The organism is Acinetobacter sp. FDAARGOS_515 (genome assembly GCF_003938865.1).
In the GTDB taxonomy this organism is placed as follows: Bacteria; Pseudomonadota; Gammaproteobacteria; order Pseudomonadales; family Moraxellaceae; genus Acinetobacter; species Acinetobacter ursingii.
This window is the reverse complement of record NZ_RKIX01000003.1, coordinates 680,087-706,881: the sequence shown is the minus strand read 5'-3', so window position 1 is coordinate 706,881 and position 26,795 is coordinate 680,087. Positions and strand designations below refer to the sequence as shown.

The 26,795-nt window shown below is 41.8% G+C and carries 23 protein-coding genes, 2 pseudogenes and 1 riboswitch; of the genes and pseudogenes, 16 read left to right on the top strand and 9 right to left on the bottom strand.

Annotated features, from left to right (window positions below; genetic code table 11):
- Nucleotides 1-19: 19 nt before the first annotated feature.
- Nucleotides 20-2,326: a RelA/SpoT family protein gene (locus EGS47_RS04840; protein ID WP_005001421.1), complete on the top strand. Its 2,307-nt coding sequence runs from the start codon at nucleotides 20-22 to the stop codon at nucleotides 2,324-2,326.
- Nucleotides 2,327-2,436: 110 nt separating this feature from the next.
- Here the strand turns inward: EGS47_RS04840 and EGS47_RS04835 are convergent, their stop codons facing one another.
- Complete coding sequence (locus EGS47_RS04835; RefSeq protein ID WP_035271691.1) at nucleotides 2,437-3,606, bottom strand: acyl-CoA desaturase; 1,170 nt, start codon at nucleotides 3,604-3,606, stop codon at nucleotides 2,437-2,439.
- 249 nt (nucleotides 3,607-3,855) lie between these two features.
- On the opposite strand from EGS47_RS04835, the gene EGS47_RS04830 reads away from it, so the two are divergent.
- The gene (locus EGS47_RS04830) at nucleotides 3,856-4,353 is read left to right on the top strand and encodes an META domain-containing protein (protein WP_125269256.1); all 498 of its coding nucleotides are present in this window, start codon (nucleotides 3,856-3,858) and stop codon (nucleotides 4,351-4,353) included.
- A 31-nt stretch (nucleotides 4,354-4,384) separates the two neighbouring features.
- On the opposite strand, the gene EGS47_RS04825 is transcribed toward EGS47_RS04830, so the two are convergent.
- From EGS47_RS04825 to EGS47_RS04815, 3 genes are all read right to left on the bottom strand, one after another.
- Nucleotides 4,385-5,095, bottom strand: a complete 711-nt coding sequence (locus EGS47_RS04825; RefSeq protein ID WP_125269255.1) for a glycerophosphodiester phosphodiesterase — start codon at nucleotides 5,093-5,095, stop codon at nucleotides 4,385-4,387.
- A gap of 39 nt (nucleotides 5,096-5,134) precedes the next feature.
- Nucleotides 5,135-5,713 (bottom strand): cob(I)yrinic acid a,c-diamide adenosyltransferase, encoded by a 579-nt coding sequence (locus EGS47_RS04820; RefSeq protein WP_004991281.1) that lies wholly within the window; start codon nucleotides 5,711-5,713, stop codon nucleotides 5,135-5,137.
- Nucleotides 5,714-5,797: 84 nt separating this feature from the next.
- Nucleotides 5,798-7,624: a TonB-dependent receptor plug domain-containing protein gene (locus tag EGS47_RS04815; RefSeq protein WP_125269254.1), complete on the bottom strand. Its 1,827-nt coding sequence runs from the start codon at nucleotides 7,622-7,624 to the stop codon at nucleotides 5,798-5,800.
- Between the two features lie 35 nt (nucleotides 7,625-7,659).
- Nucleotides 7,660-7,872: riboswitch (cobalamin riboswitch) on the bottom strand.
- Nucleotides 7,873-8,018: 146 nt separating this feature from the next.
- Between EGS47_RS04815 and EGS47_RS04810 the strand changes: the two genes are divergently transcribed.
- The 4 genes from EGS47_RS04810 to EGS47_RS04795 all read left to right on the top strand — a co-directional run bounded on the left by EGS47_RS04810 (nucleotide 8,019) and on the right by EGS47_RS04795 (nucleotide 11,593).
- On the top strand, nucleotides 8,019-8,663 hold the full coding sequence (locus EGS47_RS04810) for a phosphoribosylanthranilate isomerase (RefSeq protein WP_267313004.1): 645 nt from the start codon (nucleotides 8,019-8,021) through the stop codon (nucleotides 8,661-8,663).
- 13 nt (nucleotides 8,664-8,676) lie between these two features.
- The gene (trpB, locus tag EGS47_RS04805) at nucleotides 8,677-9,888 is read left to right on the top strand and encodes a tryptophan synthase subunit beta (protein WP_171455428.1); all 1,212 of its coding nucleotides are present in this window, start codon (nucleotides 8,677-8,679) and stop codon (nucleotides 9,886-9,888) included.
- 73 nt (nucleotides 9,889-9,961) lie between these two features.
- Nucleotides 9,962-10,474: a DUF1543 domain-containing protein gene (locus tag EGS47_RS04800; RefSeq protein WP_125269251.1), complete on the top strand. Its 513-nt coding sequence runs from the start codon at nucleotides 9,962-9,964 to the stop codon at nucleotides 10,472-10,474.
- A 123-nt stretch (nucleotides 10,475-10,597) separates the two neighbouring features.
- The gene (locus EGS47_RS04795; protein ID WP_125269250.1) at nucleotides 10,598-11,593 is read left to right on the top strand and encodes a DUF2804 domain-containing protein; all 996 of its coding nucleotides are present in this window, start codon (nucleotides 10,598-10,600) and stop codon (nucleotides 11,591-11,593) included.
- Nucleotides 11,594-11,615: 22 nt separating this feature from the next.
- On the opposite strand, the gene EGS47_RS04790 is transcribed toward EGS47_RS04795, so the two are convergent.
- Nucleotides 11,616-12,491 (bottom strand): metal-dependent hydrolase, encoded by an 876-nt coding sequence (locus EGS47_RS04790; protein ID WP_125269249.1) that lies wholly within the window; start codon nucleotides 12,489-12,491, stop codon nucleotides 11,616-11,618.
- A gap of 117 nt (nucleotides 12,492-12,608) precedes the next feature.
- Between EGS47_RS04790 and EGS47_RS04785 the strand changes: the two genes are divergently transcribed.
- The 5 genes from EGS47_RS04785 (at nucleotide 12,609) to EGS47_RS04765 (ending at nucleotide 18,115) form a co-directional block, all read left to right on the top strand.
- The gene (locus EGS47_RS04785; RefSeq protein WP_125269248.1) at nucleotides 12,609-13,637 is read left to right on the top strand and encodes a helix-turn-helix domain-containing protein; all 1,029 of its coding nucleotides are present in this window, start codon (nucleotides 12,609-12,611) and stop codon (nucleotides 13,635-13,637) included.
- 443 nt (nucleotides 13,638-14,080) lie between these two features.
- Nucleotides 14,081-14,884 (top strand): tryptophan synthase subunit alpha, encoded by an 804-nt coding sequence (trpA, locus tag EGS47_RS04780; protein ID WP_125269247.1) that lies wholly within the window; start codon nucleotides 14,081-14,083, stop codon nucleotides 14,882-14,884.
- Nucleotides 14,881-15,777 (top strand): acetyl-CoA carboxylase, carboxyltransferase subunit beta, encoded by an 897-nt coding sequence (gene accD / locus EGS47_RS04775; protein ID WP_044433806.1) that lies wholly within the window; start codon nucleotides 14,881-14,883, stop codon nucleotides 15,775-15,777. Before trpA ends, accD begins: the two co-directional genes overlap by 4 nt.
- Complete coding sequence (folC, locus tag EGS47_RS04770; RefSeq protein ID WP_125269246.1) at nucleotides 15,774-17,051, top strand: bifunctional tetrahydrofolate synthase/dihydrofolate synthase; 1,278 nt, start codon at nucleotides 15,774-15,776, stop codon at nucleotides 17,049-17,051. Before accD ends, folC begins: the two co-directional genes overlap by 4 nt.
- Nucleotides 17,051-18,115, top strand: coding sequence for an SPOR domain-containing protein (locus tag EGS47_RS04765; protein WP_171455411.1), 1,065 nt, complete (start codon nucleotides 17,051-17,053; stop codon nucleotides 18,113-18,115). Before folC ends, EGS47_RS04765 begins: the two co-directional genes overlap by 1 nt.
- 32 nt (nucleotides 18,116-18,147) lie before the next feature.
- Here the strand turns inward: EGS47_RS04765 and EGS47_RS18605 are convergent.
- Nucleotides 18,148-18,264 (bottom strand): annotated as a pseudogene (locus tag EGS47_RS18605) (protein tyrosine phosphatase); the annotation flags it as partial.
- A gap of 86 nt (nucleotides 18,265-18,350) precedes the next feature.
- Between EGS47_RS18605 and tnpA the strand changes: the two are divergent.
- The 3 genes from tnpA to tnpC all read left to right on the top strand — a co-directional run bounded on the left by tnpA (nucleotide 18,351) and on the right by tnpC (nucleotide 20,766).
- Complete coding sequence (gene tnpA / locus EGS47_RS04755; RefSeq protein ID WP_125269178.1) at nucleotides 18,351-18,734, top strand: IS66-like element accessory protein TnpA; 384 nt, start codon at nucleotides 18,351-18,353, stop codon at nucleotides 18,732-18,734.
- Nucleotides 18,731-19,066 carry an IS66 family insertion sequence element accessory protein TnpB gene (gene tnpB, locus EGS47_RS04750; RefSeq protein WP_171455410.1) on the top strand — a complete coding sequence of 112 codons (336 nt, stop codon included), beginning with the start codon at nucleotides 18,731-18,733 and terminating at the stop codon, nucleotides 19,064-19,066. The genes tnpA and tnpB overlap by 4 nt, the downstream gene beginning before the upstream one ends.
- Before the next feature lie 74 nt (nucleotides 19,067-19,140).
- The gene (tnpC, locus tag EGS47_RS04745; RefSeq protein WP_125269176.1) at nucleotides 19,141-20,766 is read left to right on the top strand and encodes an IS66 family transposase; all 1,626 of its coding nucleotides are present in this window, start codon (nucleotides 19,141-19,143) and stop codon (nucleotides 20,764-20,766) included.
- A gap of 30 nt (nucleotides 20,767-20,796) precedes the next feature.
- On the opposite strand, the pseudogene EGS47_RS04740 reads toward tnpC, so the two are convergent.
- The 3 genes and pseudogenes from EGS47_RS04740 to EGS47_RS04730 form a co-directional block, all read right to left on the bottom strand.
- Nucleotides 20,797-21,273, bottom strand: a pseudogene (locus EGS47_RS04740) (dual specificity protein phosphatase family protein); the annotation flags it as partial.
- Nucleotides 21,270-22,088, bottom strand: coding sequence for an MBL fold metallo-hydrolase (locus tag EGS47_RS04735; protein ID WP_125269244.1), 819 nt, complete (start codon nucleotides 22,086-22,088; stop codon nucleotides 21,270-21,272). The gene EGS47_RS04735 and the pseudogene EGS47_RS04740, both read right to left, overlap by 4 nt.
- A gap of 398 nt (nucleotides 22,089-22,486) precedes the next feature.
- The gene (locus EGS47_RS04730; RefSeq protein ID WP_125269243.1) at nucleotides 22,487-23,128 is read right to left on the bottom strand and encodes a peroxiredoxin; all 642 of its coding nucleotides are present in this window, start codon (nucleotides 23,126-23,128) and stop codon (nucleotides 22,487-22,489) included.
- 362 nt (nucleotides 23,129-23,490) lie between these two features.
- On the opposite strand from EGS47_RS04730, the gene secA reads away from it, so the two are divergent.
- Entirely contained in the window at nucleotides 23,491-26,202 is a 2,712-nt protein-coding gene (gene secA, locus EGS47_RS04725) for a preprotein translocase subunit SecA (protein WP_125269242.1), read from the top strand.
- 163 nt (nucleotides 26,203-26,365) lie between these two features.
- Nucleotides 26,366-26,737 (top strand): hypothetical protein, encoded by a 372-nt coding sequence (locus tag EGS47_RS04720; RefSeq protein ID WP_125269241.1) that lies wholly within the window; start codon nucleotides 26,366-26,368, stop codon nucleotides 26,735-26,737.
- The last annotated feature ends 58 nt before the right edge of the window (nucleotides 26,738-26,795 follow it).

Sequence of the window (26,795 nt, the reverse complement as noted above, 5' to 3'; positions counted from 1 at the left end):
ATCACCATAGGAGAATGGTATGGTCACAGTACGTGAACAGCTACCTGAACGACTAATTGAGTTGTCAGATGAAACGACTGTAGAACATGCCGAAGAAGCACAACGTGAACTGGCAGCATGGCTGGATCGCGTTCGTGATATTTTAGACGGGGCAGAGCTAACCAAGCTTGAAGAAATTGCTTATCTTATTTTACAAAAAGAGTTGACCCTAAATACCCACCATTCATCCAATACCTTTTCAACAGGCATTGGAATGGCTGATATTTTGGCACATTTACATGTCGACGAAGATACCCTGTGTGCAGCGATGCTGTATCGTTGTGTCCGTGAAAATGTCATTACACTGGAAGAAATTCAGAAAAAATTTGGAGAGCAGGTTTATAACCTCGTCAAAGGCACTTTGGCGATGGGTAAACTGTCTGAATTAATTGAAAAAAACAAACGTCTTGAAGATCACTTTAATAATAATCAGCGCGAACATTTAAGTGGCATTTATAAGATGCTGATTTCAGTGACTGAAGATGTCCGTGTTGTATTGATCAAATTAGCTGAACGAACCTTAGCTCTGCGTGAACTGGCAACGTCATCGCGTGAACGTCAGGAACGTGTAGCACGTGAAATTTTAACCATTTATTCTCCTTTGGCACATCGTCTGGGAATTGCCCAACTGAAATGGGAACTGGAAGATTTAGCATTTCGCTATTTAGCGCCAGATCGTTATAAAGAAATTGCATCTTTACTCAATGAGAAACGTCTTGAGCGTGAGCAATACATTCAGTTTGTGATTGATAAGCTCAAAACCGAGCTTGCGGAACATGGGATTGAGTCTGAGATTACAGGGCGGGTTAAACATATTTATTCAATTTATCGGAAAATGAAGAGTAAAAACTTAAGTTTCGATCAATTGTATGATATTCGCGCGTTACGTGTTTTAGTCAAAAGCATTCCAGAATGCTATCACTCATTGGGGATTGTTCATCAAATCTGGCGGCATATTCCGCATCAATTTGATGACTATATTACCAACCCGAAAGCCAATGGTTATCGTTCTTTGCATACCGCGGTGATTGCTGAAAATAAATCACTGGAAGTGCAAATTCGTACCTATGAAATGCATGAAGAAGCTGAGCTAGGGGTATGTTCGCACTTTAATTATAAAGAAGGCTCTAAAACCACAGATCATTCTTTTAATCATCGATTACATTCTCTTAGAGCGGTGTTGGAGCATTATCAGGAACGTAATGAAAGTAATGTCCATAAGCATGATGATGAATCAGAAAATTTAGAAGATCTTCAAAATTTTGAAGACTTTGAAAAGATTTATGTGTTTAGTCGTGATGGGGATATTAAGGAATTACCACGCGGTTCTACCGTTTTAGACTTTGCCTATCATGTACATACCGAAGTGGGTAACAAGTGTTATGCCGCGCGGGTGAATCAGCGTTACGTACCGCTCACATATGCCTTAAAAACAGGTGAGCAGGTTGAGATTTTAACCAAAAAAGATCGTGAGCCGAACCGTGACTGGTTGGTGAACTCTCTGGGTTATATTAAAACTGCTCGTGCGCGTGATAAGTTACGCCATTGGTTTAGACAGCAGGATCGTAGTAAAAATCTGGAAGTCGGTCGTGAAATTCTGAATAAAGAATTGGCACGTTTGGCGATTCATCCAAAAAGTATTGATCTCAACGATTATTCATCACACTTTAACCTGAAAACAGGTGATGACATATTGGTTGCACTGGTCAGCGGCGACATTAGTCTGCATGCCTTGATTAATCAGGTTAATCGTCAAATGCATCTGGATAATGACGAACCTGAACTGGTACTTAAACCGACACTGAATCCGCGTGCTAGTCATACTCTGTCTGCACATGGTATTTTGATTGACGGTCTGGATAATGTCGAACTTCATATTGCCCAGTGCTGCCAGCCTGTACATGGTGAATCCATTGGTGGTTATATTACGTTGAATCGTGGCGTGAGCATTCATAAAGTAGCTTGCCCAGATTATTTGCGCATGATTAAGAATGAGCCTGAACGCGCTGTTGAAGCAGACTGGGAAATGCAGCCGACTCGTGGTCAAAGTGTGCAGATTGTGATTGATGCCTATGATCGTCGTGGATTGCTTAAAGATCTGACACAAGTGATTTTTTCAGATCAAATCAATATTCGTCAGGTCAATACCATCTCTGAAGCTGATGGGATTGCGAATATGAAGCTGTTGATTGAAGTCAAAGGCTTGGCACAGTTATCTCGCTTGCTGGCACGTTTGGAGCAACAACCTGGAATCATTAGCGCCCGTCGCTTGGTACAGGGTAATTAAAATTCATATCTGAAACCATCAAAAACAAAGAAGCCCATCTTAAATAGATGGGCTTCTTTATGAATAAGGAGAAGATGCTGAAGAGTTAGATCAGCATCTGATGATGATCATTATTCAGAAACGACATTGCGTTTTTTGACATTACGCATCAAAGTTTCCAGACATTCGCGATGGTGGCTTAAACGATGTTCGAGTAATTGAAAATCGACTTTAAGTTTATGATCCATTTGATGAATCTTTTCTGCCATTGCGGCTTTTTTAGCATGCAACTCTTGTTCTTTCAACTTGGCCCAGTCATTAAGTGTCAGGGTAAATGCCTCATACTCTTGAGCAATACGCTGCTTCATTTGAGCAAGGTCAGTGTTGACATCATGACCGTAAATTGCCAAATCCTGTTCAGCATATTTAAAACGCATTGCCAATTCAGCCTTTTGAATATTAAAGCTCGGAATACGGCGCAAGTTTTTCGCTAAGCCCAGTTTTGAACACGACCAGATCAACCATTTGGTCGGGTCATATTGCCACCATTTCACCCCATTACGATAATCGTATTGGAAGATATGATGGTAGTTATGATAACCCTCACCCCAAGTCGCGATTGCAAGCCAGAAGTTGTCGCGCGCTGTATTTTCATCCGTATAAGGACGTTTGCCCCACATATGACACAGTGAGTTAATAAAGAACGTCACGTGATGGCTCAAAATTAAACGAACCAGACCACCTAACAGCATGACGCCCCAAACATCACCGACAGCCCAGCCCACAGCGCCCAGAATGACGACATGAACCGCAATGACCAGTGGAATGTAATATTTGTGTTGGAACATCACCAGTTTGTCATTGAGTAGATCTGGTGCATTTTTGAAATTTGGTTCTGCTGCTGGATAGTCACGTAACATCCAGCCAAGATGTGCGTACCAGAAGCCTTTTTTGATGGAATATGGATCTTTTTCAATATCGTCTACATGGCGATGATGGGTACGGTGTCCTGAAGCCCAGAAAAGGATACTGTTTTGAACCGCAAAGGTTCCCATAATCATCAGGATGATTTTTAACGGTAAAGTCGCTTCATAGGCGCGATGTGCCCACAGGCGATGATAACCAGCCGTAATACCTAGACTGCTCATACCTAAAAGTACAAACATACTCACCCATGATGCCAAGCTAAAATCATGGTGATAAGCGTAAAGTGGGATCGCAATAACCGCGACAATCGGTAAAAAAACTAAAGCAAAAATTGCAATCCAGTTGATTGGGGCTTGAGTTGCGGGAGTATTCATCTCCATCAGCGCTCCTGGAAACCTTTTTGTGAAAGGTTAAAATAGTACTATCTGGCCCTGAAATTATAACGAACATGACGGGCTACGAATTCATCATATTAACATGAGCGAACACATGTTCACTAGCAATATTGTACAAGTGTATTGATCAAAACAGTAACAGAATTCAACAATGTGCTTATTGATTTTATCGCAAGATCCATCATGTTTATGAAAGATAAACGATGCAATCAATAGGGTAGGCATTTTGTGAGATATTCTTTACGCAACTTACTGTTTTTAAGTGTGGCTTTCGCTTTGGTGGCCTGTCAAAGTACAACAGCACCCATACAAAAAAATAACGGCAAACCAGCGTTAAGCGCCCACCATCTCAAACAGTCATCTGTTCAGCCTTCGCGTAAAAGTATCGATGGTGTACAAGATGTGACTTGGCAGATTACATCTGTCCTGCAAAAACGCGCTAAATTTTTTAATCAAATGCCTTTTCTGACATTGAACTCAGCTGTGCAAACTGTACAAGGTAATACGGGCTGTAATACGATTTATGGTCGTTATACCTATAACTTTGCCTTACAGCAACTTGATCTGGATGTTCGGGCAGGCCACCAAAGTTGCGATGGTGCATTGGCACAAGAAGCTGAGTTGATGGATGTCTTACAACGTGTGAAACGATTTAAGTTGCAAGGTAATCAAATATTGTTGTTGGATCAAAGTGGGCAAATTTTAGTTCAAGCCCAAAAGAAATAAACTAGTTTGGATCAGTGAAGATTTAATGATCTTAAAGTGCTGCCAACATTTGCTTTGGATAATCCGTGATCAGACCCTGAATGCCTTCATCCCTGAGTTGTTTGGCACGGTCGATATCATTGACTGTCCAAACACTAATGTTTAACTGCGCTTGCTGGGAAAGTTGTAGCATGTCGTGGGTGGCCAGTTGATCCATCCAGCCAATATGACAGCATCCTAGCTTTTGAGCTATTTCAATAGCTTGAGCCTTGATATCTTCTTCAATTAAAAAGCCGCGCTTAAAGCTGCTGTTTTGTTGTTGTAGAGAATACAGAATTTTTTCATCAAAACTGGTGATGGTGACTTGTTGCTCAAAGCCCTGTAAATATTGAGTTAAGCTTTGAGTAAGTTTTTCAGCATCTACTTGAGTGTTGACCGCTTTAGCCTCAACTTCGATATGATCAAAATCATGTAGTAGATTTAAAACCTGTATAAGTGAAGGCGTGTATTCAGCTTGAGGCCAATTCTGCCAGTTGTGACGATGGTCAAATTGTTGTAGATCGATATTCTGATCATATACCGAGCCAGCAATACCTGTAGTCCGCAAAAAATTATCATCGTGAATAATCATAAGTTGATCATTGCTGAGTTGACGAATATCAAACTCAACAGCGCGAATGCCTAAGTCTCTTAAATACTGAAAACCACCCAGTGTATTTTCAGGTGCTTCGCCCCGTGCGCCACGATGACCAATGATTTGCATAGTTGAGTTACCCAGAATATGACCTTGTGATTTTAAAATTTAAATCGTGTCATTAATATTACGTTGCCATAACACTTCTGAGCCACCACTTTCACGCTGTAAGGTCCGAGATGCCACAAATAACCAATCTGACAAACGATTCAATAATTGTAATGAGGTGGTTTGAATATTTTGATCGCGTTGCTGGACCGTAATCAAACTGCGTTCTGCACGGCGACATACCGCACGAGCTTGATGTGCATAACTACAGGCCAAGCTACCAGAAGGCAGAATAAATTCTTTAAGCATTGGAAGCTGCTCATTCATCTGGTCAATACTTTGTTCTAAGTACTCAATGCTGGCATCTTGCAACAAGGTATAGTTCGGGATACAGACCTCACCGCCTAAATCAAACAGCCAGTGTTGAATCAGACTTAAATGTTTTTCCCATTTTTCTTTTTGAGTCGAATCTGAATGGGCAATTTGAGCACGTAATACCCCTAAAATTGCGTTCAACTCGTCCACTTCACCGAGTGCTGCAATACGTAGATCATCTTTAGAAACGCGAGAGCCATCGCCCAAACCTGTGGTGCCTGCATCGCCAGTGCGTGTATATATTTTACTTAAACGGTGTCCCATAAATTTTCCTTCAAAAAAAGGATAATGTCGGTCATTACATTATCCTTAAACTGCGCTGTTTAAAATATTTTTATCTATTTTTGTTTAATACGAAAGCGTTACTCCTGCTGAAGCAAGACGACCGCCGTTGATGTAGTAACTACCGCTACCATAGGCTGTGCGATAGTTTGTATCTCCGATATTTTGAATATTGGCGAATACTTGAACATTCTGGTTAATATTGTAATGACCATGCATATCAATGCGTAAGTGACCTGGAACTTTTACATCATCATAGGCGCTATTGTCATAAGAACCATTTGCCATCACAGTCGTCGAGAAACCATAATGCTCATCTTGCCAGCCAGTAGTTAGACTCACATTCTGACGTGGACGACGGCTCAAGTCTTCATGAGTGTTATCATCTTTGGCGCGAACATAGTTATAACCTAAATTTGCATAAAGATGTTCACCTTGCCATTTGATATAGGCTTCGCCACCTTCCATTTTAGCTTTGTCTACGTTCTCCATTCGACTGCCACTATAGTTAATTAAGTCATCGACTTGAGTAGTATAGAGTGATAGGCCTGTAGAAATGTTGTAGGCTAGTTTTTGGTCAACCCCAATTTCATAAGAAATACTTTCCTCTGGTTTTAACTCAGGATTACCGCCGTAGGCATACATGTCATTTAAAGTCGGTGCTTTAAAGGCTGAACCAATATTTGCATACACGCTAGTAAGAGGAAGTAGTTGGTAGCGAATTGCACCTTGAGCAACGGTATGGGTTCCAAATTTTTCATTATCTTCAACCCGTAAACCCACTTGGGTATTTAAACCAGCTTGATTATATTGGTGTTGGATATAATAACCTGTTGAATCAATATCTTCGCTGTATGGTGTGCCGTAAGAGATTACATCACCATCAATATTGCGATGCGTTACACCTAACAGAATATTTTGATGTGCAGTAAAATTCCATTTCCCATAGAGTTCCGCTTCTTGAGTTTTACTATGAACAAAATCATAACTGTTGAGATAATTAGGATCTTTTTGGTTAATATCATCCTTAAACTGAGATAAACGTGCATTTAACTCGATATCCTCGAGCAATTTTACTTTACCTTTTAAATTAATGACTTCATTTTTAAAATCTTGATTGACCAAGCTGCCATAGTTGTCATAAGCACTATTCCCTTCATTTTGGCTATAATCAACGGAAGCAGCGTAGTTCTCTTTGTCTACACCAATTTTGGTACTAAAACCTTTTTGATCATAAGAAGCATCCGCTGCATTGGCACTGTCTTTAACAGGTGTTCCATCAGTTTCAAGACGCTGACCGCGTACTTGCGCATAAAAACCATTTTCTGCTAAATCTGCACCAACGACAGATTTATAGGTTTTATTTTCGCCAACTTCGCCTGTCACAAAGGCTGAGTTCTTTTCTGGTGTTTTTGAAATCAGTTGAACCACACCCGAAATTGCATCAGAACCATAGAGTACAGAAGCAGGCCCTTTCAAGACTTCAATTTGTTTAATATCTGTCGTATCGATAAAAGGCAAAGATGCCGTTCCCGAAGTAGCAGAGTTTAAGCGAACACCATCTCGTAAAATCAGAGTTTGGTTTGAATTACCGCCACGTAAAAAAATTGATGCTGTTTGCCCATAACCACCACTTTGCACCATATTAATGGCAGCTTCGCTCATTAATAGATCTGGTAAAGATGCAATTGGAGATTGTTCGAGTATTTGAGGTTCAATGATAGAAATCCGCGCAGGGACTTCACTCACTTTCTCTGCACTTTTAGAAGCTGTAACGACAATAGGATCAAGTTTGGTGGCATTCGTTGATTCATCTGCAAATGCAACAGATGAAAACCCCATCGCAATAGCGATAGCACCCACTAAACGAGTAGGTTGTAAAGAAATAGACATGATGTGCTCCATACATTCACCCCACGTGAATGATTGAGTTAAAGGATGCAACAAGCAGGTCTCCGGACTTCAATATTATACCTATGAGGGTATTCACATATTCACCTTCCCACATCTGATCATGCAGTGGTGTTAAGCCTAAATTAGCCTAAAAAATATGCTTTACATTGTTACCGTTGCGGGGGCAGTGCTGGAGTTTCACCAGCTTCCCTATGGCGATTGCTTTGACTTGTTGCCATTTGGGCGAAGTATAAAGTCTGGCTGTGAATTAAACAATCTGAATACGATCTATTCACACTAAGTTTTTCCGCAACAGAACGAAATTGCATTACAATAGCTTTCTTTTTATGATTTATAGATGGCTATAGATCAGGCAACCAAGAGCCATGTCCTTATGCGAACGCGCGCAAAAATTTGCGGTATTACCCGTTCTCAAGATATTTTATCGGTCGTTCAGGCAGGCGCTGACGCCATAGGCTTTGTATTTTTTCCACCAAGTCCGCGTTATGTTAGCCCAGCGCAAGCACAGCAACTCATAGAACATATTCCGCCGTATATACAAACAGTGGGTTTATTTGTGAATGCCAGTGCAGAACAGATTCAGACAACACTTGAGCATGTCGCATTAGATATCATACAGTTTCATGGCGATGAAACGCCTGAGCAATGCCAGCAGATAGCGAGCATCTGTAAACGCCGTTGGTATAAAGCGCTTCAAGTCAAACCTGATCTGGATGTCGTGGGTGAAATTCAGCGTTATCAGGCTGCGGGGGCCAGTGCAATTTTACTCGATGCATGGCATCCTGAACTCAAAGGTGGAACGGGTCATCAATTTGACTGGTCGAAGTTTCCTCAAATAGATATTCCTCTGATTTTGGCAGGAGGCCTAACGCCTGAGAATGTCGAAGATGCGATTGAAATAACACATGCTTACGCGGTAGATGTGAGTGGCGGTGTAGAATCTGCCAAAGGTATCAAAGACCAACAACTTATAGAAAGATTTATGCAAGGAGTCCAACGTGGATCAGCAAAACGCTAGTCAAAACGGTCAGATGGTTGACTATACGCAATATCCAGATGCTCGTGGGCATTTTGGTATTCATGGCGGACGTTTTGTGTCAGAAACGCTCATGGCGGCTTTGGAAGATTTAGAAAGTCTTTATAACCGTATGAAAAATGACGAGCAATTTCTGGCAGAATTCGACCGTGATCTGGCTTTTTATGTCGGACGTCCTAGTCCGCTATATCATGCAGAGCGATGGTCGAAACACTTGGGCGGAGCGCAGATCTATTTAAAACGTGAAGACTTGAACCATACAGGTTCACACAAAGTGAACAACACCATTGGTCAGGCATTATTGGCGAAACTTTCAGGTAAAAAGCGGATTATTGCTGAAACGGGTGCGGGTCAGCATGGTGTTGCTACTGCAACAATTGCCGCGCGTTTGGGCATGGAATGTGTGGTTTACATGGGTGCTGAAGATGTCAAACGTCAGGCGATGAATGTTTATCGTATGCGTTTACTCGGTGCAACGGTTGTGCCTGTGCAAAGTGGCTCAAAAACCTTAAAAGATGCCATGAATGAAGCCATGCGTGACTGGGTCACCAATGTTGACAGCACCTATTATGTGATTGGAACCGTGGCAGGGCCGCATCCGTATCCGCAATTGGTACGTGATTTCCAATCGATTATTGGTCGTGAAGCACGTCAGCAAATTCAGGATCAGGCAGGTCGTTTACCTGATGCTCTGGTGGCTTGTGTCGGTGGTGGTTCGAATGCAATGGGCTTATTCTATCCATTTTTGAATGACTATGATGTCAAAATGTATGGTGTCGAAGCGGCTGGTTATGGTGTCGAAACAGGTAAACACTCGGCACCACTCAATGCAGGACATGTCGGTGTACTGCATGGTAATCGGACTTATTTGATGAGTGATGCACAAGGTCAAATTATAGAAACGCATAGTATTTCAGCAGGTCTGGATTATCCTGGTGTAGGGCCAGAACATAGTTTCTTAAAAGATATGCAACGTGTGCAATATGTGCCAATCAACGATGACGAAGCCTTACAGGGCTTCCGTGATTTGACCCAGATTGAAGGAATTATTCCTGCACTCGAAAGCTCTCACGCAATGGCTTATGTCACTAAATTGGCACCAACCATGTCGAAAGATCAAATTATTATTGCGACCGTTTCAGGTCGTGGTGATAAAGACTTGATGACGGTTGCCCGTGTCGATGGCGTGGAAATGGTTGAAATGTAATCTTCAACTTATTTATTTTCAGGATTTAGGCTGCCGATCAGGTGGCCTTTTTCTTCAACAAAAGAGAATAAAAATGTCAAATTTATTTGTGGTCATGCTCGGTGGTCGTCATGTTCGCGCCAATACCGAAGTGCATGATGTGGTCTTTGCCATCGGATCTTCGCTAGAAGACATCACGCCGCAACTGAAACAAGCATGGTTTGGCGAGCTAAAAGGTCTACATATCGATGCGTGGATGAAGGTAAATGGTGTAGAGTCCGAAGACGTATCTTATCAAGTTCATTTATCTCATGCCGCTCCCGCTGCAAAGGATCAAAAGCTATATTTGATTAATTTGGGCGGCTACGATGCACGTGAATTTGGCGAATTACATCGTTATGTTTTGGTAGTTGCAACCGATGCCACCATAGCCAAACAACGCGGTAAAGCTTATATCGATCAAAAATGGCAAAAAGCCCATACTGATCGGGTGCTTGAGGTGGATGATTGTTTAGCGATTGATTGTATTCATGGACGTTATATTCATTTAGTTCAAGGTTCATTTGCTCCAAATCATTGGGAAAATACCTATCTCACTTTGGCTTAAATGTTCGGATCTCAAAATAATCGTGTAGAAAAACAATATGTTTTTCATCTATAAGTGAAAATTGTGTAAAATTTGCACGTGTGTCCTGATTTTTAAATGGATCATTTAAACGGATAACTGAAAATGGATTTAATACAAGAAAGTGGCCAACCACGTTATGGTCGTTTTAAGGAAATTCCGAGTGCGATTAGCCTCAGTCGTTATGTCTATCAATCGCCTTTTGGCAAGATAGAAAAAGGCTGGCGACGTAAACTGAAATATAAGAAATTTAAATTTTGTAGTATTCAGCACGAACATTATTCGATTGGTTTAGCCATCGCCGATATTGCATGGGCAGGGCATGGTTTTTTTTATATTTATGATCATGCAACCCAACAAGTGCTGGAGTGGAATGCCATTCAGCCTTTGGCGCGTAAAACGCATGTTGATGAGCAACCACAATTTAACCAAAGTTATTTTTACAAAGCACCGTTTGAAATTGAAATGCAACAAGCCAATGGTGTGCGCTATGTACGTGTGACCAAATATGGTGAAATTAAACTCAGCGCGCGAATTTTCTGTGCGGGAACGGAACCTTTAAGTTTATGTTCCCCCAATGGTATTAATGGCTGGACCTATACTCAAAAGAAAACCACACTGGCGGTTGAAGGGTATTTTATCAATAAACAAAATCAACTGATTGAGTTTAATGATAAAACCTTTGCGGCTTTGGATGATACCTGCGGATTTTTACGACCAGAGACCGCGTGGTTCTGGCTCTCCTGTAATTTTTGGGATATGCAGGGACAGCGTATTGGTATTAATTTGGCCTCTGGGGTGAATGAAAGTTTTGGGAATGAAAACTGTCTGTGGGTCAATGGTAGACTCTATCCGCTTAGCGATGTCTTGTTTGAGCGCGTACAGGAAAATCGCTGGCGTATACGTTCTCTGGATGAAAAGTTGCAACTTGAAGTTGAAACGGGTTGGCGACGTTATGAAAATATTAATCTCAGAATGGTGGGCAGTCAGTTTAGCCAATGGCAAGCTAACGTCACTGGGCAGATTCAACTCGAACAGGGGAATGTGATTCAGCTCAATGCTGAATATGCCTTGCTCGAACAGCATTATGCCAAATGGTAATGTTTCGAGTTAACAGCAGGCTTTAATAGCCTGCTTGCCAAAATGCTTGACCTGCTAAAATAGGATCACCAGTTTCTTCGTAGGTTTTGACCCAGACATCGTATTGATGAATCACAGGATGCTGGCTGGGATGAAAGTCAGATTTATACCAGTCCAGATATTCCTTTTTCATCGCCGTTAAAATTCCCTTGCGCCCTAAAAACCACGGTAAGCCTTTACGAAACAATTGCAAACGCTGCCGACCATTAAAACCATCACAACGTAACATGACATTGGCACGATATAAGGTGAAGCCGAGCATCAAAGCGGTGGTGATCGTCAGCGCAAATTTACGTGTGACTTCGGGAACTTCTCCGACCTGTTGCATCACGTCAAAAGCCACATCACGATGCTCCATTTCCTCAATCGAATGCCAAGCCAACAAAGCCCGAACATAAGGGTGAACCTCTTGCAGCGTTGCTTTTTTGCTATAAAAGGTTTCTGCCATCAATGCAGTCAAATGTTCTGCCGCCGCAGTCATGGCGATATTGTATTGCGGTGAACGTTTGGTGAGCTCAAAGCGGAAAATCTTTTTGAGTGTAGTGGTAAATTGCTCAACGGGCATACCTTGCTCTTTCATGAGTTGATTCATTTTGTCATGGGCAATGCCATGCTGAGCTTCTTGTTTGATAAAGTCAGCCACTCGTGCCTGTAAGTCAGGATCCTGAATCTTGTCACGAAATAATCGGACGCACTCGATAAAATAACGTTCGCCATCCGGAAAGGTCAGACTCAGTGCATCAAAAACTCGAGTTCGAAACGGATCACCTGCAAACCAAAAACGAGGAACATCTTCAAGTTTAAAGTCTAGTTTGCTGCGCACCACGGGATCGACCTGATATTGTACATGGGCATTCATTTGTTTTAATTCTCGGTTGAAACAATGGTTTTAGTATGGCGACAATCATCCGTTTTGTTTTGACAGTTGTTGCCATATTTTATACAAATAGCGACATGAGACAAAAAGGATGTCGCAATGTCAGTAAAAATTATAGTGGGATATGTACGCCTTCTACATCGCGTCTTGCAACATTATCAACTGGAATCTCTGCTGAGTGGTTCAGAACAACAGTCGCAATGGCAACAATTGACTAATGCATTGAACAACGATGCTGAACAGGGTTTCGATTTAACAGTTTATCTACAGTTGATGAAGCAACTCCAGCGGTATTTTAAACGTCCGGTTAGTTTGGTTATGGCTGAACAAGCCAGTTTGCAGGACGCGGGAATGATGGGCTATCTGGCATCCACCAGTTTAAACTTACAACAGGCGATGTATTTGCTTGAGCAATATTATCCCTTACTATTTCAACAAACCAATCTGGAACAGCTCAAAATTGTGGAGCAGGATCAACAGATTCAGATCATGTGGAGCGCAAATTATCAGGATTACCGTGAAATTTATGAATTGAATTTGTCATTAATCTTTAGAATTTCGAAACTGATTGCGCAGGAACAATTGATCCCGCCTCGTTTGATTCAGTTAGGACTGCCCCCGCATTTATCATTAAGTCATTATGAGCAGTTTTTTGGCTGTAAAATTCAGCTGTATGTGGGTCAATATAAAATCTGCTTTGATCAACAGGTATTACAAGCAAGAAGTTTTGCTGCCGATCAACAACTCAATCAGGTGTTATCTACGCAAGCTAAACAGTCCTTACAACAAGCGGATACGTTTGAGCACCGACAGCAGTTATTAAAACAAAAAGTCTGGGGTTTTATTGAACAAGCATTAAAACAACAAAATGAAGTCATTCAGGATTATGTGGCTAGACAAATGCATTATTCTGAACGAACTTTACAACGGCAGCTCAAATCTTATCAGCTTAATTTTCAGGATATTCTGGACGAATATCGTCTAAATTTAAGTCAAACTTATTTAAAACAAGGGCGTTCACTGGTCGAAATTGCCGCATCATTGGGCTATGCTGATCAAAGTGCTTTTGGTCGGGCCTTTAAACGCTGGACAGGGAAAACGCCAAAACAGTTTTTAAAACAACTGTAGGGTGATGAATAAGTCGCGCTGAATCAAATAAATATCCTGAGAATGGACTAAATTTTACGTAGACAACTGCAAAAGTACTTGATTCGATCATCCGTTTTTATACCAGATATATCAAACTGCCATATTTTTCATAAAACCAGAAATCGCTGCAATGGTCTGCTGATGTTGTTTATATTTTTGTTTTTTAGATCATTTTTAGAATAAATTTTAATTTAATTTCATATTTTATTGTTTGAAATAACATTAAAAAATAGGAAGCTTTGATCATTGAGAAAAACAACAAAATATTGATAAATGTACGCTCTGGGTTGTAGGGAATCACAACAACAGCGTACATAGCAACGTGAAGACTGTTCAATGGACAAAAAATAGCGTTACAATGCGGTGTTCTGTATTTCTACAAACAACTCCTCAGTTTATAAAATCAAGGAAAGCACAACCCTATGTCACGTCTCGCCACTCGTTTCGAACAGCTTAAATCCCAACAACGTAAAGCGTTGGTTTCTTATGTGATGGCGGGCGATCCTGAGCCACAGGTCACAGTATCACTGTTACATAAAATGGTCGATGCAGGTGTGGATGTGATTGAACTGGGCTTACCCTTTTCCGACCCAATGGCAGATGGGCCAGTGATTGCACTTGCGGCTGAACGCGCGTTAGCGGGTGGAACCAATACGCTTGATGCACTGAATATGGTCAAGGAATTTCGTCAAAATGATACCGAAACACCTGTGGTTTTGATGGGATATTTAAATCCTGTTGAAGTGATTGGTTATGAAAAATTTGTATCAACTGCGAAAGAATCTGGTGTAGATGGCATTCTTTTGGTGGATATGCCGCCCGAAGAAGCCAAAGATTTGGATGCTGTATTAAAGCAGCATGATATGGATCAAATCTTTTTGCTCGCACCAACCTCAACCGATGAGCGTATTCAACATGTCGTAAAACAAGCCAGCGGCTTTATTTACTATGTATCACTTAAAGGCGTAACAGGTGCAGCAACCCTAGATACTGCTGAAGCTGCGGCACGTATTGCCAAGATCAAAACACATACTAACGTACCTGTGGGTGTGGGTTTTGGGATTAGTGATGCGGCATCTGCAAAGGCTATGGGACAGGTTGCCGATGCGGTAATTGTGGGAAGTGCTTTAGTTAAACCTTTTGCTACATTGGCAATCGACCAAGCGGTTGAACAAACGGTCAATAAAATCAAGGAGCTTCGAGCTGCGCTCGACGAGTTAGTATGAATCAAGAAGTGAAATCAGGGAAAATTCTTAGCCCATCGACGCCGTGGACTGAACGTCATGTTCCTGGCATCCACACGCCTGATGAGCAACAAGTGCTTAAGGCAACATTTACTGAGCCAACGATTGAATGCCCTGAATGTCATGCATTGGTGACACGTACTGCAATCGCATTCAATGCCTATGTTTGTCCACAATGTGATGAACATTTGCGTATGAAAGCACGTGATCGTCTAACATGGTTTTTTGATCAGATCCAAACCGAACTGGGTCAGGAATTTGCGGCCAAAGATCCACTTAAATTTGTCGATAGTAAGCCTTATCCTGAGCGTATGCGTGAAGCACAAAGCAAAACGGGTGAAACAGAAGCTTTGGTTGTGATGCAGGGGAGTCTTAATCATATCCCAATGGTCGCCTGTGCCTTTGAATTTGACTTTATGGGCGGTTCAATGGGGACAGTTGTAGGTGATCGCTTTGTTCAAGCGGCTGAACGTGCAATTGAACTTAAACAACCTTTAATCTGTTTTGCTGCTTCTGGCGGTGCACGTATGCAGGAAGGCATGTTGTCGCTGATGCAAATGGCACGTACTTCTGCTGCAATTCAGAAAATGAAAGATGCTCATTTACCCTACATTGTAGTTTTGACTCATCCTGTTTATGGCGGTGTCACAGCATCTTTGGCAATGCTAGGTGATGTACATATTGCTGAACCGAAAGCTATGATTGGTTTTGCGGGTAAGCGAGTGATCGAACAAACCGTTCGTGAAAAACTGGATGAACCGTTTCAGCGCGCCGAATATTTGCTTGATCATGGGGTAATCGATCAAATTGTTCATCGACATGCATTACGTGATACTGTATCCCGTATCGTGGCGAAATTGATGAATTTACCTTGAAACCTGATGCTCCAAAAATAACAGATAATTTAGATACATGGCTCGATTATTGGGGCCATGTTCACGTTACAGGGATTGATTTAGGTCTGGAACGTGTGATTCCAGTGGCTGAGGCTTTGGGTGTCATGCAACCGCAAGCCAAAGTATTTACCGTGGCTGGAACCAATGGTAAAGGATCAACGACCACCACCTTAGCTTCCATTTTAAATGAACAGGGTTATCAGGTTGGCCTTTATCAATCGCCCCATATTTATCGTTTTAACGAGCGGGTTAAATTAAAGGGTCAGGAAGTTGATGACCAGACTTTAATCGATGCTTTTGTCCAAGTGGATCAAGCGCGTCGTCAGTGCGAGTTAAGCCTTTCCTTTTTTGAAGCCACGACTTTGGCGGCGTTTGTTATTTTTAAACAAAAACAATGTGATGTCTGGGTACTTGAAGTTGGTTTGGGCGGTCGTCTGGATGTGGTCAATGTGATTGATCCCGATATTGCTGTGATTACCAATATTGGTCTGGATCATACCGATTGGCTGGGCGATAGCATTGAAAAAATTGCGTTTGAAAAAGCAGGGATTATGCGTCCCGATATTCCTGTCATTTTTGCTGGTTTACAAGATTTACCACAAGCGATTCAAACTCAAGCCGATCAAGTCAATGCCAAATTATACGTGGCGCAACAAGATTATTTTTATCAAGCTGCGGGTGATGGTCAAAGCTGGAATTTTGCATCATCAGGAACCACATTAAAACTTCCACTGAGTTCCCTAGCACTGGAAAATATTTCGACTGCGGTGGCTGCGGTACTTTTGAGTGGATTAGATATTTCTCAGGCAGCATTGAGCAGCGGAATCAAAAAAGCCCAATTGGCGGGTCGTTTTGAACAGCGAGTCATCGCAAATAAAACCGTTATTTTTGATGCTGGTCATAATGCACATGGTGTAGAATTTTTGTTAAAGCAATTGCGAAATTTCTTGGAATACAATAAACAGTACACAGAAGTTGTTGCTGTATTTTCAATGTTGGCCGATAAAGATATAAAATCAGTGGTAGAGCGATTAAAACCCACTGTTTTGAATTGGAAAATTGCGCCGTTAAATGTTCCTCGTGCTGCACCCTTATCTCAATTGATGGATGCATTACAAGGTGAGACAGTAGACAGCTTTGAAAGTATCCAAGAGGCGTTTAAATTAGCACTTGAGCAAACCAACAATAATCAGCTAATTTTAGTCTGTGGTTCGTTTCATACATTAGAAGCGGTGTGGGAGTATTTGGAATAATGTCAATGAATAACAAACAGCGCTGGATGGGCGGTGTTGTTTTATTAGGTGGTGGTGTTTTATTGGCAGCATTACTCCTGAAAGGAAAAGAAGAAATACACCAAACGCAAGTTCAAACTCAACCAAAAGTCGAACAACCTGCAAAGGACAATAATCGTTCAAATCAGGCGGGCGAAATGGTTCAGTTACAACCGCTCGCAGTTGATGTTGAAACGGAAAAGCGTTTACTTGAAGAACAGCGCCGTGCGCGTGAAAAAGCGGTGGCAGAACAAGAAGCTCGTGCCGCAGACTTTCTAGCGCAACAACAACAGGCCGAGGCGGCAGCCGCACGTAAAGCCGCAGAAGAATATGCAGCGATCAATGCGCGTCGTAATGCTGCTCAGGAAAGTTCAGACAATATTCCGCCAGAAATCACGGATCAAACAAAAAATACAGCGCAAAATACTGCACAAAAAGCCACAGACCAAAAAAAGTCTGAACAGCAAAAACTTGATGCAGAGAAAAAATTGGCTGAGCAGAAAAAACAAGCTGATGCTCAAAAGCTGGCTGAACAGCAGAAAGCTGAACAATTGAAAAAGCAGAAAGAAGCCGAAGCCAAACGTAAAGCTGAGCAAGAACGCGTTGCCGCAGAGAAAAAGGCAACTGAAGAAAAACAGCGACAGTTAGACGCGGAAAAAGCAGCCAAGAAAGCGGCTGAAGATAAACGTAAAGCTGAAGCTGAGAAAAAAGCAGCGGATGAGAAAAAGCATAAAGCCGAAGAAGACGCCAAGAAAAAAGCAGAAGCTGATAAAGCACGTGATTTGTTGGAAAATGGCGATAAAAACTGGATGGTACAAGTGGCTTTAGCTGCCAACCAAGCCAATGCAGATGCAGTGGTTTCCAAACTTCGTGCCAAAGGCTATAAGGTCACCACCAGCCCTACTTCTAAAGGCATTCGAATTATGGTGGGGCCATCTAAAAGCCGCGAAACTGCCGATGCTGCACGGAAGAAAATTGTGTCAGATAGCAGTTTGAATATGAAATCAGCTTGGGTGATCGACTGGGTTCCACTCGATCAGCGTTAAGTGTTTTTGGCAGTGTTATTCTTGCTGATGATTTAAGATGGATTCGCGAGTTGCTCCCGAATCCATTTTATATTTTCAGGCGTAAATATTTTTTCAATATTCACCCAGATTGGGTGGTAGCCGTAACTTCCGTATTTCATTTCTTGTACGTAAGCGTCCGCTGAACACACCTTATGAATTCGTCCTATAAGCCTTAATTTAGTCCTCACTTAAAAACAAGTGGGAACTTAAATTTATGACTACAAATAACCAGACATCCATCGCATCTCTTACGATAAAACGAAGAACATATAGTGCTGAATTTAAACAGCAGATCGTTCAGGCGTGTAAAGCATCGGAGGTTTCAATTGCTTCGGTCGCTTTGCAACATGGATTGAATACAAATCTTGTATCCAAATGGATTCGCTTAATTGATGCTAAGCTAGGGAATGATCGCTCACCACTACCGAATAAACCTGCATTTATTGCCTTATCTTGCTCTGCACCATTAGATCCTATTTCTACTGGCATGTTAACGGTTCAAATTACTTTACCCCACTCAAAAGCAAAAATTGGCTTGAAATGGCAAGTATCAGAAATATCTGCTTTAGCAGAATTACTCAAGGCACTTACAACATGATCCGTATCGATGAAATCTGGTTGTCTACCCAGCCCATGGATATGCGAGCAGGAATGGATACTGTCATGGCTCAGGTGGTGAGAGCCTTTGGCTACATTAAACCGCATTGTGCTTACCTGTTCTGTAATAAACGTGGCCATCGCATGAAAGTGCTGGTACATGATGGACTGGGCATCTGGCTGTGTGCTCGGCGGTTGGAACAGGGAAAATTTCACTGGGCTAAAGTTCATCAGGGTGAAACCCTGGCACTCAGTCCAGAACAGTTACAGGCACTGATCCAGGGTTTGCCTTGGCAGCGCATTGGACGACAGCAAGTGGTCACAATGCTCTAAACTAGCTTGGTCCAAGTTGCTATTCTCCAAACGTTCTATTTCATTCTTCTCATGACCTCAGGCATACTGCGGTCATGAATACACTGCCTGATTTAAGCCAACTGACCCATGAACAACTGCTGGAATTTACTAGACAGTTGGCAATGCAACATCAGTCTCTAGCACAATCAAACCAGCAATTAGATGCCAAAGTTCAGCATCTTGAAGTATCCAATCTGCAATTAGATGCCAAAGTTCAGCATCTTTCCATTCTCAATCAAAAATACGAGCATGAACTTGCGCTGTTTAAAAAGCACAAATTCAACAGTAAAAACGAACATCTCACCGCAAAACAAATCCATCTGTGGGATGAAGCGGTCGAAGAAGATATTGCCGCTGTTGATCTGGAACTGGAACGGCTGAATGCAGATAAAACTGATGCAGCGACACACAAAGCCACAGTCAACAAACCTAAACGTCGACTGCTGCCCGATCATCTACACACCATCCGTATCGAGCATGAACCAACATCAACCCAATGTGCTTGTGGCTGCACCTTGCGTCGTATCGGCGAAGATATCAGTGAAAAACTACATTTCAGACCGGCACAGTTCTATAAGGAACAGCATGTGCGTGGTAAATGGGTCTGTGATCAGTGTGACACTCTGACTCAGCAAGCGATGCCCGCCTATGTGATTGATAAAGGCATTGCTTCACCTGAATTGCTCAGCCATGTGCTGGTATCGAAGTATGCCGATCATTTGCCGCTGTACCGTCAGCGCCTGATCTATCAGCGGGCTGGCATTGATCTGTCCAGATCCACTTTATCTGACTGGATAGGTCGCTGCGGTGTAGAACTGGAACCTCTGGCCAATGCCTTAAAAGAGGTGGTGCTGCAACAGCAGGTGCTGCATGCAGATGAAACACCAGTCACCATTATGCGGATGGGTGATGATGAGAAAAAACCGAAGAAAGGTTATGTCTGGGCCTATGCCACTACACAGTACAATCCAGTTCAGGCAGTGATCTATGACTTTCAAGATAGTCGTTCAGGCCAGCATGCTGAAGAGTTCTTGAAAGGCTGGCAGGGCTATCTGGTCTGTGATGATTACAGTGGTTATAAAGCACGCTTTAAATCAGGCCAGGTCATTGAGGTGGGCTGCATGGCCCATGCACGTCGTAAATTCCATGAACTGCATGTGACCGGGAAAAGTCAGGTCGCTGAACAGGCATTGGTGCTGATTCAGAAACTGTATGCGATAGAAGCAGAACTCAGGAAAAAGACCGATGGTACGGCAGAACAGCGCCGCGAATACCGACAACAGCATAGTCAACCGGTGATGCAACAACTGTATGAATGGCTTAACCAACATCAACTGACTGTGCCATCGAGTTCTCCAACCGCCAAGGCCATCAATTACACTCTGAAGCGTTGGCCAGCTTTAAGCCGCTATCTGGATGATGGCAATCTACCTATAGATAATAATTGGGTGGAAAACCAGATGCGACCTTGGGCGTTGGGACGTAAGAATTGGCTATTTGCAGGTTCGCTGCGCAGCGGTCAGCGAGCAGCCAATATCATGACATTAATCCAGTCAGCAAAGCTGAATGGGCTGGATCCGTATGCCTATTTAAGTGATGTTCTGAAAAGGTTGCCGACACATAAAGTGACCCAAATAGAAGAATTACTGCCACACCGCTGGAAATCCAACTCAAATTAAAAAATAGGCATGGGATTCAGCGGACGCTTACTCTTGTACAGCATTTTCTATCGACCAATTTTCAAAAATAATTCGATACATTGCCACACTAGCACCTGTTCGATCTGACCCATGATAGCAATGCAATAAAACCTTTTGGTGGTTTTGTTTTGCGATTTGAATCTGTTGCATCACTTCTAGTAAATCTTTTCGATTGATGGCCCATGTATGAATCGGGATATGAACTAAATTAAATTCTTGTGGATCAAGCACTTTGAGATCATCATTACGACTACGTAAATTAATGATGGTCTGAATCTGCTGTTGTCGTAATTCTGGTATTAGTGCTTGTGAAGGTTGCTCGCTGCGATACAGATCATGGCTAATTTTATAAAAATTATGCTCTGCATGAAGCAAATTCCCCCAATGTGGTGGTCGTTGCTCAGGGGAAAGCGAGGGATGGGTAATACAGCCTGATAGATTTAAAGTGAGTATGATCAATACGGGAGAAAATAAGGTTTTTTTCATGATAATGGTCGATAGCGTAAAAATTCTTGAATATCATGCGCACAAATCAATTCAATGTGTGGTTCATGTTGAGCTAAATATTGGAGTTGTTTGAGATTGGCTAAACGCATTTTATTGTCATACGCGAGCATACTTTCAAATACATGTAGTCCTTTCAGTTTCTGTTTGGAATCTAATTCCTGATGTGAAAAATAGGCATCCCCACAAAATAACATCCAGCCCTCTGCTTGTTTAATCGCAATCCCGCAGTGCCCAGCCGAATGCCCCAATAAAGGAATCATTAAAATTTCATCCTGAAATAATGGCAACCCCATCACTTTTTCCAGATTGAACCAACTTTCTCCTTGAGTATGTTCAATGAAATTCCAAAGACGATGTTGCTTAAATTGGTTGTTCTTATAACGAATACGATTTTTGAAGGACAATAATTGTGTGGCATTAAATTCGGATGCCAACACATGTACGGTAGCTTGGGGAAAATCAGAAATACCACCCGCATGGTCAAAATCCAGATGACTCACAAAGATATGCTGCACATCTTTGGGATTTAATCCGAGTTGTTGAATTTGCTGAACAGCGCTGAGTTGAATATTGATTTCAATTTTTCCAAATTGATGGATCAGTCTGCCCAGTCGTTGCTGAGTATGTAAATAATCTTGTAAACCTAAACCCGTATCAATCAACACCAACCCACGATCAGTTTCAAGCAATAAACAATGACAAATAATATGTGCCTGTAAGCCTGTTTGACTGACTAGAGGGGCGCATGCAGGGCACATCGTACCGCAATGCAAATGATGAATGTTATGAATCATAAATTTATTGTTTTTAGGACATTATCTTCTTTATAACCTAGTCCGTGAGTTTTACCAAATCTACTCATTATAAAAAGTACCCATCATGACGATGGGTACTGGGTGGAGAAACGGTGAGATGAGTTATTGTTTTGAGATTTATTTTTATTATTTAATGCAATCTTCATGCTTGTAAAGCATGGAAGAATTACGGTCTTAAATGACGTGCTTCGCTTGTTTTGATAAAGATTGAAGTATCACATTCAAACACTACGCGCTTCGCTTGTCTTGCACAAAATTAAAGCGTTGCTTTAACCTCTTCACTCACAGCATAGCTGTTCATCTCCTTTTGAAGACTTTAAGAGTTTTGTTCTTAGACTACGCGCTTTGCTTGTCTTGCGAAGAATTGAAACGATGTTTCAATTCTTCTCAGGCTGTGGTGTCAATCTTAGGTAAGGTTTGACGGCTTTATAGCCTTTCGGAAAACGTTGTTTGATTTCTTCTTCATCTTTGAGTGAAGGCACAATCACCACATCTTCACCTTGTTGCCAGTTTGCTGGAGTTGCGACTTTATGATGGTCTGTCAGTTGTAATGAATCTACGACCCGTAATATTTCATTAAAATTACGACCTGTTGACGCAGGATAAGTAATAATCAAACGAACTTTTTTATTGGGGTCGATAATCACAAGCGAGCGTACAGTGGTGGTTTCACTGGCATTAGGATGAATAAATCCATACAGCTCTGAAACCTTACGATCTTTATCGGCGATGATCGGGAAGTTGACTGTGGTGTTTTGAGTTTCATTAATATCTTTAATCCAGCCCTGATGGGATTCAACATCATCCACTGAAAGTGCAATCGCTTTGACTCCACGTTTTTCAAATTCATCTTTAAGTTTTGCGGTATAGCCAAGTTCAGTGGTACATACAGGCGTGTAGTCCGCAGGATGTGAAAATAAGATTGCCCAATCATCAGCTAAAAACTCATAAAAATTAATTTCTCCTTCACTGGATTGTTGTTCAAAATTAGGGGCGGTATCACCTAAACGTAAGCTCATTGCAAAAACCTCATAATATTGTGATGTGTTGTATGACCTTAAATATGCAGGTTTTTTATTGCATTTAAAATTATTGTTTTCGCATGTTGTTATGAATTTTTAAGATATAGAGTGGGGGCTTGATTAAAAAATAGATCAGAAAATCGCATGCAAATCGGTGTAAGTTAAATCCAAATTTGCTACATTAACGCTCTTTGGTTAAGCAATGTTAGAGTCATCTAGCAGATTTTTTCGCTGTTTGGGCGTAAAACCCTTGTAGTTCTTATTTGTGGCTCCATAATAACAGCTAAGAAAAAATTAACCGACCTAGGGTTTGTTGCTATTGACAGACCTTATAACAAACAGGATTAGAGAGTTTATTCATGTTGGCAAGTCTGATCGGAGGTATCTTCGGTACAAAAAATGAGCGCGAACTTAAACGCATGCGTAAAATTGTTGATCAAATCAATGCGCTCGAGCCGACGATATCAGCACTAAGCGATGCAGACTTATCTGCAAAAACTCCAGAATTTAAAGAACGTTATAATAATGGTGAAAGTCTGGATAAATTATTGCCAGAAGCTTTTGCCGTATGTCGCGAAGCGGCAAAACGTGTCATGGGTATGCGCCATTATGATGTGCAATTAATCGGTGGTATTACCTTACACGAAGGTAAAATCGCAGAAATGCGTACAGGTGAAGGTAAAACTCTGATGGGTACGTTGGCCTGTTATTTAAATGCCTTAAGTGGACAAGGCGTTCATGTTATTACGGTCAATGACTATTTGGCGCAGCGTGACGCTGAGCTCAACCGCCCATTGTTTGAGTTTTTGGGATTGAGCATTGGTACGATTTACTCTATGCAGTCTCCTGTTGAGAAAGCTGACGCTTATCAAGCGGATATCACATATGGTACCAACAATGAATTCGGTTTTGACTATCTGCGTGACAACATGGTGTTTTCACTGCCAGAGAAAAAACAGCGTGGTTTGAATTATGCCATTATCGATGAGGTCGATTCGATCTTGATCGATGAAGCACGTACACCGTTGATTATTTCGGGGCAAAGTGAAGATTCTTCTCAACTTTATGCCGCGATCAATAACATTCCACCTAAACTTCGTGCGCAAAAAGAAGAAAAAGTGGCCGATGGTGGGCATTTCTGGATTGATGAAAAACAGCGTTCAGTTGAAATGACTGAAGTGGGTTTTGAAACTGTTGAGCAAGAACTGATTGCCATGGGTTTATTGGCAGAAGGCGAGAGCCTTTATTCTGCTAGTAACTTAAGTCTGGTGCATCATGTCACCGCTGCGATTCGTGCACACTTTTTATATCATCGTGACGTTCATTATATTATTCATGAGGGTGAAGTGATCATCGTCGATGAGCATACTGGACGTACTATGCCAGGTCGTCGTTGGTCAGAAGGTTTGCATCAAGCAGTCGAAGCCAAAGAAGGTTTGGAAATTCAGCCAGAAAACCAAACACTTGCAACAACCACTTTCCAGAACTATTTCCGCCTATACAAAAAGCTTTCAGGTATGACAGGTACTGCTGATACTGAAGCAGCGGAAATGAAAGAAATTTATGGACTAGATGTGGTGATTATCCCAACCCATCGTCCAATGGTTCGTTTAGATCAAAATGATTTAATTTACCTGAATCGTAACGGTAAATACGATGCGATTGTGCAGGAAATTAAACGCATTCAGGAAACCCGTGCACCAATTTTGGTGGGTACGGCAACTATTGAAGCCAGTGAAGTGTTATCGCATAAGTTGACTCAGGCAGGCATTAAGCATGAAGTCCTTAACGCGAAACAACATGAGCGTGAAGCGGATATTATTGCGCAGGCAGGTAGTCCAGATTCAGTCACGATTGCAACGAATATGGCTGGTCGTGGTACGGATATTATTTTGGGTGGTAACTGGAAAGCCAAGCTAGCTAAAATTGAAAATCCAACCCCTGAAGATGAAGCGCGTTTAAAAGCAGAATGGGAACATGATCATGAAACCGTGCTGAATGCAGGCGGGTTACATATCGTCGGTTCTGAGCGTCATGAATCACGTCGTATTGATAACCAGTTACGAGGTCGTGCAGGTCGTCAGGGTGACCCTGGGGTATCACGCTTTTATTTATCACTTGAAGATGATTTGATGCGTATCTTCGCAGGTGACCGTGTGGTTGGTATGATGCGTGCCATGGGTCTCAAAGAAGATGAAGCCATTGAACATAAAATGGTGAGCCGTTCGATTGAAAATGCACAGCGCAAAGTCGAAGCCCGTAACTTTGATATTCGTAAGAACTTATTGAAGTATGATGATGTCAATAACGAACAACGTAAGATCATCTATTCGCAACGCGATGAAGTTTTAGCTGAAAGTACGCTGCAAGATTATATTGAAGAAATGCATCGTGATGTCATGAAAGGCATGATTGCGAATTTTATTCCACCTGAATCGATCCATGATCAGTGGGATGTAGAAGGTCTGGAAAATGCCTTGCGCGTTGACTTGAGTATTGAGTTGCCAATTCAACAATGGCTCAATGATGATCGCCGTCTAGATGAAGAAGGATTGGTAGAACGAATTACTGATGAAGTAATTAATCGCTATCGAGCGCGTCGCACCCAAATGGGAACTGATACCGCCGTTACCCTTGAACGTCACTTTATGTTGAATTCACTGGATCGCCATTGGAAAGATCATTTGGCGGCGATGGATTATCTGCGTCAAGGGATTCATTTACGTGGATATGCTCAGAAAAATCCTGAACAGGAATATAAAAAAGAAGCCTTTAACTTATTCATCAATATGTTAGGCATTATTAAATCTGACGTCGTGACTGATTTGTCACGCGTTCATATTCCGACACCAGAAGAACTGGCAGAACTTGAAGCTCAACAACAGCAACAAGCAGAAGCGATGCGCTTATCTTTTGAACATGATGAAGTTGACGGCTTAACTGGAACAGTGACTCATCACGAGATTGAAGAACAAGCGCCACAGCAGCAAATTACGCCACCTGCGAGCCGTAATGCGCCATGCCCATGTGGATCTGGACTCAAATATAAACAATGTCATGGTCGTATTTAATCGTGAGATAAAGTTCGTGCCATAAAAGATCCTGATTTAAAAAAAGCAGAACATTTATGTTCTGCTTTTTTTACGAGATGTTGCAAGCTGTGAATAGTATTTGCAGTTTGTTCGATTAAATGGTATTTACTTGCACATCTTGAAGTGAAAACTGGTAAAGACAATGAAAAAAGTATTAAAAACATTAGTAATGACGGCTTTAACGATTCCAGCATTTACATTTGCTGCAACAGAAAATGCACAGCCAACCCAAACCACGACTGTTGACAAAGTAATGGCTGCGCAAGGTAATACTACAGCTCAAGCAACTGTTCAGAATCAAACGACGACTTTAGTCAGTCCAAGAACAGGAATTCGCTATACGCTGGGTAATACAGGAACTCGCCCTATTATTTTTAAAACAGCGGCGATTAGTGCTGCCAACTCTGCAAATGTAAGTCGCATTGTCGCGACTAACCCTGCGCTTTCTGCGGCGAGTCAGGAAAAAGCCAAGCAGGCTTTATTGGGGACATCTGCTCAACTTGCGGCCAATTAAAAAGTCAAAATTTAAAAACCAGCAAGATTGCTGGTTTTTTTATTGCTGTAAAGTGAGT

Excerpts from the sequence above, each read along its gene's own strand:
- EGS47_RS04840 (WP_005001421.1), top strand. The coding sequence starts at position 20 with ATGGTCACAGTACGTGAACAGCTACCTGAACGACTAATTGAGTTGTCA.
- EGS47_RS04835 (WP_035271691.1), bottom strand. The coding sequence starts at position 3,606 with ATGAATACTCCCGCAACTCAAGCCCCAATCAACTGGATTGCAATTTTT.
- EGS47_RS04825 (WP_125269255.1), bottom strand. The coding sequence starts at position 5,095 with ATGCAAATCATTGGTCATCGTGGCGCACGGGGCGAAGCACCTGAAAAT.
- EGS47_RS04820 (WP_004991281.1), bottom strand. The coding sequence starts at position 5,713 with ATGGGACACCGTTTAAGTAAAATATATACACGCACTGGCGATGCAGGC.
- EGS47_RS04815 (WP_125269254.1), bottom strand. The coding sequence starts at position 7,624 with ATGTCTATTTCTTTACAACCTACTCGTTTAGTGGGTGCTATCGCTATT.
- EGS47_RS04810 (WP_267313004.1), top strand. The coding sequence starts at position 8,019 with ATGCGAACGCGCGCAAAAATTTGCGGTATTACCCGTTCTCAAGATATT.
- trpB (WP_171455428.1), top strand. The coding sequence starts at position 8,677 with ATGGTTGACTATACGCAATATCCAGATGCTCGTGGGCATTTTGGTATT.
- EGS47_RS04800 (WP_125269251.1), top strand. The coding sequence starts at position 9,962 with ATGTCAAATTTATTTGTGGTCATGCTCGGTGGTCGTCATGTTCGCGCC.
- EGS47_RS04795 (WP_125269250.1), top strand. The coding sequence starts at position 10,598 with ATGGATTTAATACAAGAAAGTGGCCAACCACGTTATGGTCGTTTTAAG.
- EGS47_RS04790 (WP_125269249.1), bottom strand. The coding sequence starts at position 12,491 with ATGAATGCCCATGTACAATATCAGGTCGATCCCGTGGTGCGCAGCAAA.
- EGS47_RS04785 (WP_125269248.1), top strand. The coding sequence starts at position 12,609 with ATGTCAGTAAAAATTATAGTGGGATATGTACGCCTTCTACATCGCGTC.
- trpA (WP_125269247.1), top strand. The coding sequence starts at position 14,081 with ATGTCACGTCTCGCCACTCGTTTCGAACAGCTTAAATCCCAACAACGT.
- accD (WP_044433806.1), top strand. The coding sequence starts at position 14,881 with ATGAATCAAGAAGTGAAATCAGGGAAAATTCTTAGCCCATCGACGCCG.
- EGS47_RS04765 (WP_171455411.1), top strand. The coding sequence starts at position 17,051 with ATGTCAATGAATAACAAACAGCGCTGGATGGGCGGTGTTGTTTTATTA.
- tnpA (WP_125269178.1), top strand. The coding sequence starts at position 18,351 with ATGACTACAAATAACCAGACATCCATCGCATCTCTTACGATAAAACGA.
- tnpB (WP_171455410.1), top strand. The coding sequence starts at position 18,731 with ATGATCCGTATCGATGAAATCTGGTTGTCTACCCAGCCCATGGATATG.
- tnpC (WP_125269176.1), top strand. The coding sequence starts at position 19,141 with ATGAATACACTGCCTGATTTAAGCCAACTGACCCATGAACAACTGCTG.
- EGS47_RS04735 (WP_125269244.1), bottom strand. The coding sequence starts at position 22,088 with ATGATTCATAACATTCATCATTTGCATTGCGGTACGATGTGCCCTGCA.
- EGS47_RS04730 (WP_125269243.1), bottom strand. The coding sequence starts at position 23,128 with ATGAGCTTACGTTTAGGTGATACCGCCCCTAATTTTGAACAACAATCC.
- secA (WP_125269242.1), top strand. The coding sequence starts at position 23,491 with ATGTTGGCAAGTCTGATCGGAGGTATCTTCGGTACAAAAAATGAGCGC.
- EGS47_RS04720 (WP_125269241.1), top strand. The coding sequence starts at position 26,366 with ATGAAAAAAGTATTAAAAACATTAGTAATGACGGCTTTAACGATTCCA.